The organism is Thalassotalea nanhaiensis (genome assembly GCF_031583575.1).
GTDB classification, from domain to species: domain Bacteria; phylum Pseudomonadota; class Gammaproteobacteria; order Enterobacterales; family Alteromonadaceae; genus Thalassotalea_A; species Thalassotalea_A nanhaiensis.
Genome location: NZ_CP134146.1, coordinates 3,095,852 through 3,110,520, shown reverse-complemented (window position 1 = coordinate 3,110,520; position 14,669 = coordinate 3,095,852). Strand labels below are relative to the sequence as shown.

Annotated in this window: 14 protein-coding genes; 9 read left to right on the top strand and 5 right to left on the bottom strand. The window is 39.2% G+C overall.

The features are described from left to right. Positions 1–4: 4 nt before the first annotated feature. The 5 genes from RI845_RS13415 to RI845_RS13395 form a co-directional block, all read right to left on the bottom strand. Positions 5–1,009, bottom strand: a complete 1,005-nt coding sequence (locus RI845_RS13415) for an AAA family ATPase (RefSeq protein ID WP_348386670.1) — start codon at positions 1,007–1,009, stop codon at positions 5–7. 12 nt (positions 1,010–1,021) lie between these two features. Continuing rightward, entirely contained in the window at positions 1,022–1,720 is a 699-nt protein-coding gene (locus tag RI845_RS13410) for a DUF4159 domain-containing protein (RefSeq protein ID WP_405054021.1), read from the bottom strand. A gap of 72 nt (positions 1,721–1,792) precedes the next feature. Then, the gene (locus tag RI845_RS13405; RefSeq protein ID WP_348386669.1) at positions 1,793–3,142 is read right to left on the bottom strand and encodes a TldD/PmbA family protein; all 1,350 of its coding nucleotides are present in this window, start codon (positions 3,140–3,142) and stop codon (positions 1,793–1,795) included. 30 nt (positions 3,143–3,172) lie between these two features. After that, positions 3,173–4,801, bottom strand: coding sequence for a TldD/PmbA family protein (locus RI845_RS13400; RefSeq protein ID WP_348386668.1), 1,629 nt, complete (start codon positions 4,799–4,801; stop codon positions 3,173–3,175). A gap of 365 nt (positions 4,802–5,166) precedes the next feature. Then, complete coding sequence (locus RI845_RS13395) at positions 5,167–6,474, bottom strand: hypothetical protein (RefSeq protein WP_348386667.1); 1,308 nt, start codon at positions 6,472–6,474, stop codon at positions 5,167–5,169. A gap of 532 nt (positions 6,475–7,006) precedes the next feature. Between RI845_RS13395 and RI845_RS13390 the strand changes: the two genes are divergently transcribed. Genes RI845_RS13390 through RI845_RS13350 form a run of 9 tightly spaced genes read left to right on the top strand, consistent with a single transcriptional unit; the run spans position 7,007 to position 14,661 of the window. Further along, positions 7,007–8,833, top strand: coding sequence for an AMP-dependent synthetase/ligase (locus tag RI845_RS13390; RefSeq protein ID WP_348386666.1), 1,827 nt, complete (start codon positions 7,007–7,009; stop codon positions 8,831–8,833). Beyond that, positions 8,833–9,399, top strand: a complete 567-nt coding sequence (locus RI845_RS13385; RefSeq protein WP_348386665.1) for a methyltransferase family protein — start codon at positions 8,833–8,835, stop codon at positions 9,397–9,399. Before RI845_RS13390 ends, RI845_RS13385 begins: the two co-directional genes overlap by 1 nt. A gap of 9 nt (positions 9,400–9,408) precedes the next feature. Beyond that, positions 9,409–10,359, top strand: coding sequence for a 3-oxoacyl-[acyl-carrier-protein] synthase III C-terminal domain-containing protein (locus RI845_RS13380; protein WP_348386664.1), 951 nt, complete (start codon positions 9,409–9,411; stop codon positions 10,357–10,359). After that, positions 10,356–11,213, top strand: coding sequence for a diiron oxygenase (locus RI845_RS13375; RefSeq protein ID WP_348386663.1), 858 nt, complete (start codon positions 10,356–10,358; stop codon positions 11,211–11,213). Before RI845_RS13380 ends, RI845_RS13375 begins: the two co-directional genes overlap by 4 nt. Next, positions 11,210–11,473 (top strand): hypothetical protein, encoded by a 264-nt coding sequence (locus RI845_RS13370; RefSeq protein ID WP_348386662.1) that lies wholly within the window; start codon positions 11,210–11,212, stop codon positions 11,471–11,473. Before RI845_RS13375 ends, RI845_RS13370 begins: the two co-directional genes overlap by 4 nt. Next, entirely contained in the window at positions 11,463–12,371 is a 909-nt protein-coding gene (locus tag RI845_RS13365; protein ID WP_348386661.1) for a class-II aminoacyl-tRNA synthetase family protein, read from the top strand. Before RI845_RS13370 ends, RI845_RS13365 begins: the two co-directional genes overlap by 11 nt. Beyond that, the gene (locus RI845_RS13360) at positions 12,364–13,497 is read left to right on the top strand and encodes an SDR family oxidoreductase (RefSeq protein WP_348386660.1); all 1,134 of its coding nucleotides are present in this window, start codon (positions 12,364–12,366) and stop codon (positions 13,495–13,497) included. The genes RI845_RS13365 and RI845_RS13360 overlap by 8 nt, the downstream gene beginning before the upstream one ends. Then, a complete protein-coding gene (locus RI845_RS13355; protein WP_348386659.1) occupies positions 13,490–14,107 on the top strand; it encodes a 4'-phosphopantetheinyl transferase family protein in 618 nt (205 codons plus the stop codon). The genes RI845_RS13360 and RI845_RS13355 overlap by 8 nt, the downstream gene beginning before the upstream one ends. Next, on the top strand, positions 14,104–14,661 hold the full coding sequence (locus RI845_RS13350) for a ferritin-like domain-containing protein (RefSeq protein ID WP_348386658.1): 558 nt from the start codon (positions 14,104–14,106) through the stop codon (positions 14,659–14,661). The genes RI845_RS13355 and RI845_RS13350 overlap by 4 nt, the downstream gene beginning before the upstream one ends. Positions 14,662–14,669: the final 8 nt, after the last annotated feature.

Below are 14,669 nucleotides of genomic sequence, written 5' to 3'. Positions count from 1 at the left end.
GCAATTAAGCCAGTGGACTTATCGGTTTGGCGACACTTGCTAATAAATCTTTCACTACAGTATCTGGGATAACATTATCGGCTTGTGCCTGAAAGTTTAATAATATTCGATGCCTTAATACCGCAGGAGCAATGCTATGAATATCATCGATGGTAACGCTAAAACGGCCATCAAGAAGAGCTTTGGCTTTGGCGCACATAACTAGAGCCTGGCCTGCACGAGGCCCAGCACCCCAGCGGATATAGTCTTTTAATGAGTCGGATAAATGCTCACCAGGACGAGTTGCTCTGACAATATCGGTTATGTAAGCCAGCAGGGCGGGTGATACTTCGACATCACGCACCAAATTTTGAATACAAATAATATCATCGGCAGTTAATAAGGTATTTAGCTCAACATTAGTATTTGATGTGGTGCGATTTAGTATTTCAATTTCATCGTCTTTGCTCGGATAGCCAACACGAACCAACATTAAAAATCGATCAAGTTGCGCTTCTGGCAGGGTATAGGTGCCTGCTTGTTCTACTGGGTTTTGTGTAGCCAATACAAAAAACGGCTTTGGTAATGGATAATTTTTACCGCCATAGCTTACTCGCTTTTCTTGCATTGCTTCTAGTAGCGCTGCTTGCGTTTTCGGCGGGGTACGGTTAATTTCATCGGCCAATAAAATATTGGTAAATACCGGACCATGTTGAAATTTGAAGAAGCGCTTACCACTAACATGATCTTCTTCAAGAATTTCAGTGCCGATAATATCACTTGGCATTAAATCTGGGGTAAATTGAACTCGGTGAAAATTTAAATCAACGGTTTTAGCCAGAGTACTTACCATTAAGGTTTTTGCCAAACCAGGTACACCCTCAAGTAAACAATGGCCTCCGGCAATGATGGCAATTAATAATTCTTCAATGACGTCTTTTTGGCCAACAATCACTTTGCCAATTTCATCGACGACCAAGCTTAAGTTTTCTAAATTTGTGTTGATCTGTTGTTCTGTTAATTTGGACATGATTTTTCTCTATTAAGCGGTCATTGCATAAACGACTATATTTACAGCAAAGCGGGTATTGTCTTTTGCTAACCAACGTTTGTTTCTAAAGTCATAATCCCATTCACAACCTAAATCTTTATTACTATAAAGCACAGCAATACGACCATTAATTTCAATTGCTTTTAGGTAATCGTGAACTAAATCATCGCCCCAACCATTTAACTCCAAGCCGGTATTTGGAGGCCCATCAAATTCAAAAAATGAGGTATAAATGGGGTGATTATTGGGGATTTTCTTTAATGCTTCACTGCCAAACATTTCTGCCATCTGTTGTTCAAAGCTACGGGCAAATAAACCATCTATGTCGTGGTTACAATCATCAACAAAGATAAAACCGCCATTTTCAACATAACGTTTAAAATTTTGTTTTTCATCCATATTAAACTGCACTAAACGATGGCCAGCAAGATAGCAAAAGGGCGAAGACAACATCGCTTCGTCAGCTAAGGCAATGACTCGTTCAGTCAGGTCAACCTTTATAGTAGTGTATTCAATTAATGAGTTGAGCACGTTTGAGGGCATACGTTCATCTACCTCCCAATCTCCAGATTCGTAACTTAACCGGGTAAAGTAAAAGTCATAATCGGTTGCCATAACCTTATAAGAAGTTAACAGCGATGCGGCAATAGGGGTAAGAGTTAAACTTTTAATGAATGAACGTCTATTCATATTTTACAGTTATTTAAACCAATGAACGTAAAAAACACCATAGCAAGGCTATGGTGTTTTTCCCAGTTACTTTTATACTGCGTCAGATAAACTGCTAAAGGTAAAGTCACGAATTTTCATCGTAGGTACCATACAGCCATTAATACGCTGTGGTTTACCCATAGCTTCAATGTTGTTTAACATGATGATTGGGCTTTCGTTAAAGCGGAAGTTTTTAATTGGGTATTTAATTTTACCGTTTTCAATATAAAACGTACCGTCACGAGTTAAGCCGGTATAGAGCAAAGACTGCGGATCGAGTTGACGAATATACCAAAGGCGTGTCACTAAAATGCCACGTCGGGTGTTTTTGATCATCTCTTCAAGCGATTCCGTGCCACCTTCCATGATAAATTGCAATCCACTGGCAGTTGTTGGTTTGTAATCTACCCCGGTTTTATTAGCCCAATATGGCGTATTTGGCATGTTGACCACTTTACCGTCTTTAATCCAATCTGTTCTGCCGACACTATGCCCATCATTGGCAAATGGCGCTGTAGGAACATCCGGATGAGTTGGATCAGAGTACATGTTTACTCGTTGATCAAACATTTTTTCGCCAAGTTTATTGGTAGGACCGCCTTCTTTACCTTCTTCAGGCTTTTTGCTCATAAAGCTTCGACCTTCATCGGCGCTACGTTGATCCATTGAAAATGCCATATTTCTTAATAGATCAATACTTGCCGCGGGCTCTAAAATAACCGTATATTTACCAGGCTCCATAGCCTTGGCGTCAACCGAACCCATAGATTTCTGAATAGCAACCTGTGATGCTTCGGCGGTATCAAGTTTAGAGTAATCACTAAAGTCACGAGTAACCCAACCTGAACCAGTACCATCTTCTGTGCGAATAGTTACCGTAAATTCAACGTTAGTGGCAGTATTGTAAGCAAACAACCCTTTATTGTTGATGATTGCTTCAAACGCTACTGTCTCGTTTAAAAAACCTGATGAAATTAGTTTGTTTTTCTTCGACGGTGCAATACTATCTTCTGCCGCTTGCGCTCTATCCTCTGGAGTAACGCTGGCGGTTGAATCAAAGTAGCTTTTGGTTTTGATATATTTTTGTGGGCCAAATAATGGCATAGTTTCAGGATTGTCAGGCGCCAAAGATGCTAACTCTTCTGAGCGGCGTACTACTTTTAAAATTGATGCATCATCAAATTCATTAATGGTTGCCACACCGGTTTTCAATCCATTGGTTGATTGCACTGCCAAAGTGATGTCACTCACTTGGCCAGCAGTACTTACCGTATTTCTTGCATAGCGAATATTACCGCTTAATTGACCACTTAAATTACATTCACAGCTCTCGGCTTTTGAATATTTAAGTACTTTTGTTAATAATTTTTTTGCTTGTTGTTCTGATAAAATCGTCATCATTTACCTCCAAAATTAGTAGATTTGTCCAAATTAAACTTTACGTGCTGTATTAATAACGTTGACGTTATTAAAGCGCGTTGTTGGACACCCGTGAGACACGGCACTTACTTGCGAAGGTTGACCTTTACCATCAAAGAACGAGCCGCCTACGCGATAATCAGATTTACCGGCAAGGCTGGCACAACTGTTCCAGAACTCTTGGGTATTCGACTGGTAAGCAACATCTTCAATTTGTTCAGTAATTTTACCATTTTTGATTTCATAGAATAACTGTCCACCAAATTGGAAGTTATAGCGTTGTTGATCTATTGAGAAAGAACCTCGACCGGCAATATAAATGCCATCTTCTACATCTTTAATGATGTCGTCAGCACTTAGATCCTTTTCGTTTGGTTTTAATGATACGTTAGGCATACGTTGAAACTGTACGTCGCGCCAGCTTTGTGAATAACTACACCCGTGCGATTCTTTTTGATCTATCATGTGAACCTGATCACGTGTGGCTTGGTAGTTCACTAAAATGCCATCTTTAACCAGATCCCATTCTTTGGTTTTAACACCTTCATCATCATAACCAACATGACCAAGTGAGCCCACTTGGGTTTTATCAGCGACTAAATTAACAATGTCTGAACCGTATTGGAATTTTTTCGAGCGCCATTTATCCAGTGTGGCAAAGCTGGTACCAGCATAGTTGGCTTCGTAACCTAATACTCGGTCCAGCTCCAGCGGGTGACCAACGGACTCATGAATGGTTAACATTAAATGAGCCGGATCTAATACTAGATCGTATTTGCCTGGTTCTACCGAACGTGCTTTTAGCTTGGCTTGTAGCTGCTTACCGGCATTTGCCGCATCTTCGATAATATCGTAAGAATTTTTATAGCCTACATTTGCGCCTTGTACATATATCTTATCTTCTTTTTTACCGTCTAAGTATTCAAACCCCATACCTACTGGATTGCCTAAACCTGTTCTTTGTTTAAAGCCTGATTTACCAACAGCGGTAGCGAAGAATGGTGCCCATAATCGATGCACATCTTGATCGATATACGAGCCATCTGAAGATGCAAAATACTTTTGTTCGTTTACCAGAAACAGTACAGATGTTATGTAATTAGCGCCATTTGCCATCGCAGCAGCGTTTACATCCAGCAGTAACTCTGTTTTTTGTTTGGTAGGAATTTCAAAAGCATTTTTTGTAATTGGTGTTTTCCAACTTTGTTCGCCTACACCTTTAACTGGTGCCAGTTGTACTGGAACGGTTTGAAACTTAGAGTTCGCCTTGGCAATAGCAACTGCTTGTTTAGCTGTTTTAGCAATACTGTCAGGAGTCATATTTGAGGTAGATGCAAAGCCCCATGTGCCATTCGCAATTACTCTTATGCCAATACCTGCAGATTCGGTATTAACAATATTGTCCACGCGCTTTTCACGACAAGTTACAAACTCATTTAAATAGCGACCGATACGAACATCACAATATGTGGCACCAATCGATTTTGCTGCATTTAAAGCAATATCTGCCATTTTCTTTTTGTAAGCTACGTCCATTGGGGTATCAAGCATTTCTGCTGCAGATACTATGTTTCCTGTCATCGGTAAGGCAATTGCACCCATGCCGATACCAGAAAATTTAATAAAATTACGTCTATCCATCTTCTGACCTTTATCAGTTGAATGTTAATAACGGCTCATCGCTACTTTAAGGTAAGCTATTGAGCAGAGGGAACTTTTAAATTCTTAAGCTAATATAATTAGCAGTTAAATTTTGCTAAATCAAGGTGCTAATTATTTTATAATACGACGTTAGCACAGCAATTGAAGCAGATAAAAGTTGAAACGTAACAAATTGTGTATGGGGGGCTGGTTTTAAAAAGCGAGCTCAACTTAGCCGCAAGTTCCATGCAATTAAAAAAAATAGATGTGCAAGTAGGTATACCAGTCTATTTTATATATTCGAAGCAAAACAAAAGCCTGGCTCAGCCAGGCTTTAATGGTGTAATTTATTTTTAGGCTTTTTATTATGGACAAGTTGCACCTAATAAATGATCTCCATCGGTAAACTGACAACCAAAATCATCAGCAGCTACATTGCTTGCATCTAAGAAATCATCACCAGCAGGCTTATTGCCGTTTTCAACCCAGTCAACCAGGTCTAAAAATGACGATACCATTTCACTTGCGGTGAAGTCACAGTGAACAACACCTTTATAAGCGCGAGTGACAAGTAAGTCTTGTTTACCTTGTTGTTTAACTTTGGTGGCATAGGCAATTTCATTATTAATGGGAGCATATAAATCGCCGATGTTGTGCATTGTTAAAACTGGAATTGGCAAGTTGCCACTAATCACTGGTACCTGTGATAAACCATTTGGATTTTTGCTTTGTGGCGCCAAGGCAATTCTAAATACGGCATCATTAAACGCTTGTTCTTCAGCGCTAAGCTCTGGATCTGTATCAAACTGATATACAACATCGATGTTTTCAACGGTACTGCCAGGGTTTCTTGGCATTACGCCATCACTTAAACCCAGATCAAATAGGAAGTTGCCAGGACCCGTTACAATATTTCTAAACGTATTCCAGTAATACCAAGCACTGTCAAAGTTTGGACGGTCACCTCCAGAACGCATCATTACAAGGTTTTTCAAGTTTTCCCCTTTTTGATTTAATCCTGTTGGCCACATATTTGGCGCTGATTCTAGATTCGCTTTAATGCTGGGTACTGTTGCTGTTACATAAGTAAAAGGCTCTACCGGGAATACCGAAGAACCAGTACCAAGCTGCTGCGCTGCCAGGTTGAAGTCTAAAATGAAATCAAAGGATTCATAATCGCCAACGGCGCCACAGATTGGCATAGCACCTGCAAATAAATTAGGAAATTGTTCAATAATAACCGCTGTAATATGGCCCCCCATTGATAAGCCTGTCATATAGATTTTATCTGGTCTTGCTACAATACCATTGAATCTTTTAAGTAAAGCTAAGGTGTCTTGTACTGCTGTGGTCACATCGTAATTATTTCTGCTGTATGACGAAGCTGCCCAAGCATACCCCTGCGCAATTAAAAAGTGACGCATTGGGTGGTTATCTACAGTAAGCTCATTTTCAGCAAAACCTCTGAATCCGTGTGCCCAAACTACCAGCTCGCCATTCCAGTTATCTGGTACTTCTATATGATAACCGGCATTTGTGTGTACTCCCCAATATGCTGTTGCATTTGGTAACGCTGTAAATGGCAGTTTAGTTTGATCGATAAAGTATGTGCTGCCTGCGTTGGTTGTCGCGGTAAAGCTTATAAAAACTGCCGCAATTATTAACGTTTTCATCAGTGTTGTCTCCAATTGGTTAGTTTTCCGGAGTCTTCTCGCGGAATTGTCAGAAAGCAAAACATCAAAAGTTCAACTACGCTTTATTGATCAAATTACCTTCTTAGCTACTTTGATTTTGTAAGTTTTACAAAATGCATTTCACTAGTAATACCTAGGAGCAAGAACTGAACCGATTTTACAATCCTTGTTAATGTGTTGTTTTATAAAAGGATTAAATGATTGGTTAGAATTGAGTAAATAATTTTTGTTGTACATAAATGCTATGTCGTTATGCAAAATTGTATGAACAAGTTGATTAATACTTTGTGGCTAACTGCTGCGCTAGAAGAAATAGCGAATAGAGTGATGGATTGTTGTAATGAAAAAGACATTTATGTTTGTTTTAAATACATAAATGTACTTTGAGTTATTGGTTGTTTTAATACTGATATTTAAATAATCTATTAAAAACAATTGCTTAGGTTGTTTTGTGTATATGGCGCAAATTCTGCACCTTAATACTGAACATTGATTAAAAGGAGATTAAATTTTGACTAAAAAATTTGATCTCTATCGAACTTTCAAAATGAGCATTGGCTTATTGGAAAAAGGTGAAATCATGAAAACAGCATTATTGGTAGACAGGCTAGAGCAGTACTCGCAAGCAGAATTTAAAGTTGATGTTGCTGCTACTTTGCAAGCTAAGGCAAATGAATATTCCACACAAGTAGCTTTATCGGGCCATTTGCTAGGTGGTGAGATAAATGTTGAAGATCAATTCACCTATGCCGAGCTGTCTGAGGAAGTAAAGCAGTTTTCTAAATTACTTTTAGCAAAAGGGGTTCGCAGATCAGATCGAATTGCATTATTAAGTGAAGCGCGTCCACATTGGGCTATCGCATTTTTAGCCATTCTTTCTTGCGGTGCTATTGTGGTACCAGTTGACCCACAATTAACAGAAGTGGAATTACTGTTAATTTTAAACGATGCAAAACCTAAGGCGCTAATTGCGTCTACTCACATGTTTACAACAGGGGTAACGCTGCAAAAGCAACTCAATACCATTAACTTTGTTATTGAACTTGAGTGTTATAAAGCGCATTTAACCACACTTGAATCATCGGTCACATCGTTTAGTAAATATCACCATCGAGTTAAATTAAACAGTAAAGCAGTGATTTGCTACACCTCGGGCACGACAGGAAAGTTTAAAGGTGTCGAAATTACCTATCGAAATATTGTCGGTCAGGTCGAAAATTTAAATCGACTAATGAAAACCGATGGCGCAGAAGTATGTGTATCGATATTACCCTTACATCATTTATTAGAATTATCAGCAGGCTTATTAGGTGTACTGTGGGGTGGTGGGCATGTGTGTTATCTAAATAGCTTAATTCCTGAAGATCTTTTAAAAACCATGCGTACTCAAAATGCAACTTTCTTAATTGCAGTACCGCTGTTTTTATCATTAATGAAAAAATCTATTTTACAAAAGGTTGCGCAACAGCCAAAAGCGAAACAGTTATTGTTTAAGGCGCTTTTTCATACAAGCCGATATTTACCAACCATTGTAAGAAAACGATTGTTTCATCAAATTCATCAGCAATTTGGCGATAAGTTTAAACATTTTGTTTGCGGCGGGGCGCCACTGGATAAAGCCACATTGCAGTTTTTTACCAACCTTGGTTTTACCATATATCAAGGCTACGGTATGACAGAAACGAGCCCGGTGATCAGTGCCAATACTCCCTATAAAAATCGTTATGGTTCAGTAGGTAAACCACTACCTGGCTGTGAAGTAAAAATAGACAAAAAGAATCAATTAGATACTTATGCTGTTGGTGAAATTCTTACTCGCGGTCATCATGTGATGGCAGGTTATTTTGATGATCAAACATTAACGGCGCAAACAATTGATCCCCAGGGCTGGTTACACACTGGTGACTTGGGTTATATCGACAAAAAAGGTTTTCTTTATGTAACCGGTCGAAAGAAAAATACCATTGTTTTAGCCGACGGCCAAAATTTACAACCTGAACAGATAGAGCCACAGTTATTTGCTCATCCTGATATTAAAGAGGGTTGTGTGGTCGCTTTAACGGCCAATAAAGGAATCAATAAAGGCCGGTTACAAGTGTGTGCTGTTGTTGTGGCAAGTGATGAATTAATTGCAGAGCTAAATCAAAACAAACATGCACTTGAGCACAGACTCACAGACATTATTGAACAAAAAAGTGAGACGCTTGCACGTTGGAAGCGACCTAATATCGTTATTGTACTTTCGCAAGATTTACCTCGTTCAACTACAAGAAAAATTAAACGCATACAGGTTGAACAAATTGTGCAACAACACGCTCAACAGAAGGAGGTCGAATAATGGATACCGTATCTTTCACTTTGGTAATGAGCAATTTCGCTTTAATTGCCAGCTTACCGTTAATCATATTCCGTCGTGATGGTTCGTTTAATCTAAAATGGTGTTGCACGGCATTACCGTTTTTGGTTGTGGTTGTGGTGTTAATTTTGGGTTTTGTTGGCATGTTAACGAGCTTAAAATATCCCTCACAACTGTGGTTTGAATTAGCTCAAATCTGCGCGGCATTATTTAGTATTGCTTCAATCGGTCTTATCGCAAGCACAATACATGCGCATGAGTTTAAACCGGCGTTATGGCATCAAGTAAATGATCAGCCACAAGAGTTGGTCACTTGGGGACCATATAAAAGAATAAGACATCCGTTTTATTCTGCATTTTTCTTAGCATTTTGTGCAAGCTTACTGTTATTTCCACACTATTTGATTTTAGGGTGCTGCGTTTATAGCTGTATTGTCCTAACACTAACAGCTAAACGTGAAGAGACGCGATTAACTCAAGTATTTGGTAGCAAGTACCAAGGGTATATGAGCACTACTGGCCGTTTTATCCCTGCTAAGTTGCCATAAGAGGTAACTATGACTGATACCTACTTACAACAATTGGGGACTTCATTGGGCTCTGAGCTAAGAACAATTCGTGAGGCTGAAAAGGCCGGTGTATTAGTTTCTTCAGCTCAAGCTTTGCAAGCGTCTGGATTTGAACAGCACTTTGTTTGCTCTGCTGATGAAAACGCATATCAACTGGCATGTAAAGCATTGCAAGATAGTAAAATAAATACGGCTGACGTTGACTGTATTATTTACGCAAATTGTCTACCGCAAAATGCTAACTGTCATCAACATGAAGTGTTTGAACAGAGTCGAGATGTAAAAGATTTAATGGTGTTTCCTGCCAGTAAACTGCAAGTGAAATTTGGCATGGAGAACGCTTTTGTTATTGGTTTAACCCAACAAGCATGTACTTGTATGTTAGGTAGTATTCGCATTGCTAAAAACTTTTTAGCAGCGGAAGAAAATATTAACAACGTGCTATGCATTAGCGCTGATAACTTCCCTGAGAATGCATATTACGAGCAAGCGTACAATCTAATTTCAGATGGTGGTGCTGCTTGTTTAGTGTCGAGAAAACCACAAGGATTTCGAATTTTAACGGTTAAGCACATTACCAACGGTGCACAGGCATGTGCAAGTGATGATGAAACCGTGGGCAGTTACTTCTCATATATACATCAGTTAATTAACGAAACCCTGATGCAAATAAATAAACCCATTGACGCTATCGACTGGGTTATTCCGCAAAATACTAATGCTAAAGCTTGGTCAATTCTTGCCGCCCTTTTAGGCATTGATGAGGACAAAGCGTGGTTTGAGTCATTAGCGCACGTAGGCCATGTGATCAGCGCTGACAATATCATTAATCTATCAAAACTCGATGACAGTGGAAAAATAAAAAAAGGCCAACTGATATTACTGTTTATGGCAGGGTTTGGCAGTAATTGGCAATGTATGGTGGTAGAAAAAGTATGAATACTGCAAAGTTTACTACCCAACTGAAAAAGTTAACGCAAATGTCAGAGCAGCAGTTTTTAACCCCTGACGCCCTTAGCTGGCCTTCGGTGTTACCGAAAAACCAATGGTGCTTCAAACCTGAGTTAATCTCAATATATGGCAGCGAGCAATGGTATGAGTTTACTGATGCGCAGAAAAAGAAATTAAGCTTTTATGAAGCAATAAACTTTTTCAGTTTAAATGTGCACGGTGAGAAATATTTGATAAACGCCGTTAGCAGTCATTTATTCAATTTTCCATCGTTAGAGATGTCAGAATATTTACTGCACTTTATTGAAGAAGAAGCGAAACATATGATGTATTTTTCGCGCTTTTGTATTCAGTATGCCAATAAAATTTATCCATTACGCGCGTTGGAAATAGGTGCTCCCCGAGATGATGAGATAGAGCTGCTTTTACTGTTTGCTCGAATTTATATCTTTGAAACCATCGTTGATGAATATAACCGTCAAATCGCTGGTGATAGTAAGGTTGTTGGTATTGTTAGTGAAATTAACCGTTTACATCATCTAGAAGAGTCGCGCCATTTAGCTTTTGGCTTAGGCTTTTTAAAGTATTGGTTAACTGAGTTGCATGATCGTATTGATGAACATAAATTGCAGCAGATAAACCAACACCTGAATGGCTTTTTGCATAATACCTGGAAGCAATTTTATTGTCCTGATGCATATTTTGACGCAGGTTTAACCGATTGTGCCAGTTTAAGTCTGACTGTATTTAATAGCGAACCAGCTAAGCAACACAGAGATAAACTACAGCACAAACGGTTAGCATGGTTTTACCATCAACAATTACTTGGAGATGTGGCATGAATAAACTAGAAGCAGAAAAATTAGTTCGTCAATGTTTGCAGCGCGTTAATTCAAGTACTGATTTTAATAGCATAAGTAATGCAACGCCTTTGCTTGAAAATCGGCTGATAACGTCATTTCAAGTACTTGACCTATTACTATTACTTGAACAAAGCAGCGGAAACAGAATTGTTATTGAACAGCTAACGCCAGGGTGTTTTAAAACCATTTCGATAATAGCAAATACATTTTATACCTTGGAGGCTTGTGATGTGTGCTGAAATGGGAACTGGTATTAATCGTATTGAGCAATTAGATGAATCGAATTGGCGTGAATTTCAATGGCACGGATTACAGTGGCATATGGATGGTCATGCTGCTATTTCAGGTGATTTATTACAATGTTTAACTCTGTTAGATGCGCGTATTTTACAGTGGGCTGAGAAACTCAATGCAACTGAGTTTTTATTTCCAAATTTCATTTCAGTGCAAGACCTTGCACCAACGGGGTACTGTGCATCATTTCCTCATTTGGCCACGTTTGCCCATACGCCAAAACTTGAAGTAGACAATCTACATCAGTTTAAACAAGGCAGTAAAACTGCAGTGACAGACAATGTCGACTGGCAAGCGACTAAACAAGTCTTAACACCTGCTGCTTGTTATCATTTTTATCATCGCTTTAAAGATAATAATATTGCTGACACCACATATCTAACGACCAAATGTATGTGTCATCGCCGTGAAGAATATTATGCGCCACTGCAGCGTCAGTGGAACTTTACTATGCGTGAGGTTGTCTGTTTTTCTGACTCTGAGGGGATAAGCGATTTTCTGGAAAGTGCGAAAGCATTTATCCTTTCACTTGTTGATGAACTCGGTATTAAAGCTACTTGGCGACAGGCTACAGACCCATTTTTTGATCCTTGCCATGACACTAAAGCCATAAGCCAAATTGTTGAGCCCGTGAAGCAAGAATTAAGTTTAGAGAGTGGTTTAGCCATTGCATCAATAAATGATCACCGTAGCTTTTTTGCCGATTGCTACAATATTTCTTACCGAGAGCAACCGGCAAAGTCTGCTTGCGTTGCATTCGGGTTAGAGCGTTGGTTGTTTGCTTTATTTTACCAACATGGCAAAAACATCGCTTCTTGGCCGTTGGGAGAGAGTTATGAGTAAAGGTATGGTGTTAATTACCGGCGCTGATGGCTATCTTGGTCATGCAATTGCCCGCTATTTACTTGCTAACAGCAATTTACAATTGTGCTTATGGGTGAAGGCGTCGTCTCAACAATCAATCGAGCTTAAAAAGCAACGGTTGGCAACTCTTTTAAACAATTCGCGTTGCCATTTTTATTATGGCGATCTTACTGATGACACGGTATTTGCGGATGTAAACTCAGCAGAGATCACTCATATTATTCACAGTGCTGCGCTGACAAACTTTGCCGTCGAAAAAGAAGATGCTTATCAGGTAAATGTGTTGGGCACACGCAAGCTTTTACAGTTTGCTCAGCGTTGCCAACAACTTAAATGTGTTTCACTGATCAGCACATTATATGTCGCCGGCTTGGATACCAAGGTTATTAACGAGCAGCCTATTAGCCCAACGCCGACATTTGCCAATCATTATGAATGGTCCAAGTTTAACGCCGAACAGGTACTCCTAGACGAATTTGCTGCTTTGCCTTGGCAAATTGTGCGAGTGGCTACCATAGTGGCCGATAATGATTTAGGCGAAGTACATCAATATAATGTATTTCATCAAACCTTGCGGTTACTTTTTTATGGCCTACTGGCCGTAATGCCTGGTGAAGAGTCGACAAAAATCTATTTAACTACAAGAGATACGTCTGCACAATTATGTGGTCAGCTACTACTTAATGAAAGCCGTGGCTTTTTCCATTCATCAATTGATGATGAACACTCTTTGGCATTAGGAAACCTCATTGATGAAGTGTATTGCCAGTTCAACTTATACGATGAATTTAAGCAGAAAAGAATATTAAAACCCCGATTTGCCAGCTGGCCAACATTTCAAAAGCTTATTGATGGCACACAATCTTTAGGCAGTATATTAGGCCAAGCGCTTGCTGTTATGGCGCCTTTTAGTCAGCAATTATATACAAACAAAATAGTCAAAAACTCAAGAGCTCAGTCACAGACTACAGTAGATCTTAATTTTAAAGTGAAAGACATGCTCCCGAAGATTTGCTCATACTTAATCAACAATAAATGGGGCAAAGCAATCAGCCCCAACAAAAGTATCGCTATTGCCAAGCAAGGAGTGAAGGTCGATGAATAAATTGCTAAGCCAATGGTCAGGTAAAGACGTGACAGTCGAAATGTGCACGCAACCGTTAGCACTGTCAAAATTGACTATCAATGAAAGAAAGCAATATGACTCTTTTACGACACAGTCACGTAAAACCGACTGGTTAAAAGGGCGTAATGCATTAAAAACATTATTGCAAAAAAGAGGGGGAAGCTTAGATACAGAACAATTAAGTTTTCCTAATTCATCTTACTCCTTAACCCACAGTAATGGCTCAGCTATTGCCGTTGCAATAAGTGATGTTTGCGGAGTAGGGATTGATTTTGAAACTTGGCACAAGGTTAAGCCAAAAATGGCAGAGTGGTTTTTAGATAACGCAGAGCAGCGTTGGTTATCCTCTTTATGCAGTAAAGAGTTTGATCGGGAGTTTGTCCGACTTTGGACCGTTAAAGAAGCATTATTTAAAGCCACAATGAACAATGAAAAATTAGGACTTATTGATTTTAAATTAGATAAACCCAGTGCAAGTGCTGGTGTAGCTACCGTTGTTAACCATCCACATTGGCAATTACGCTATAGATGTATTGTTAATGGTGTTGGTGCGTTATGTGTCGCATTTTGTCAAAGGAGTTCAATATGAATATTAACGAAAATATACGCTGGTTATTGAGTTTTTATCGGACATCTGAAATATCCGGTGCGCTGTTTTTTGGCCAGCTGGCGCGCAGTATGAAACCCGGTATTATTCAACACAACATGACTCAACAATTTGCTGATGAAGCGCAGCATTCAAGGTATTGGGGGAATTGTTTAAAGCAATTAAACATGCAGCCAATAAAACTTGAAAGGAGTTATCAGGATTATTATTTAAAGGCCGCGGGTTTGCCTTCAAATTTAATGGAAGTTTTGGCCATTACCCATGTGTTTGAGTTAAGGGTTTTTGAGCAATATTCTCATCATAGAAAAATAATTACACAACCAAAAATTGTACTACAAACATTAGATACTATTATTGGTGAAGAAGTTTGGCACTTAAAGTGGGTACGTAAAGCCCTAAAAGATATGGAAGCTGAATATGGCGTTAATGAAGTACAGTCAACAATTAAACGTTTTATGCAGGCAGATAAAGATGCTTACCTAAAAGTAACAGATGAGTATCAGGACAGAATCGAAACCATGATGGTTACGGCTTAGGCCCGTAC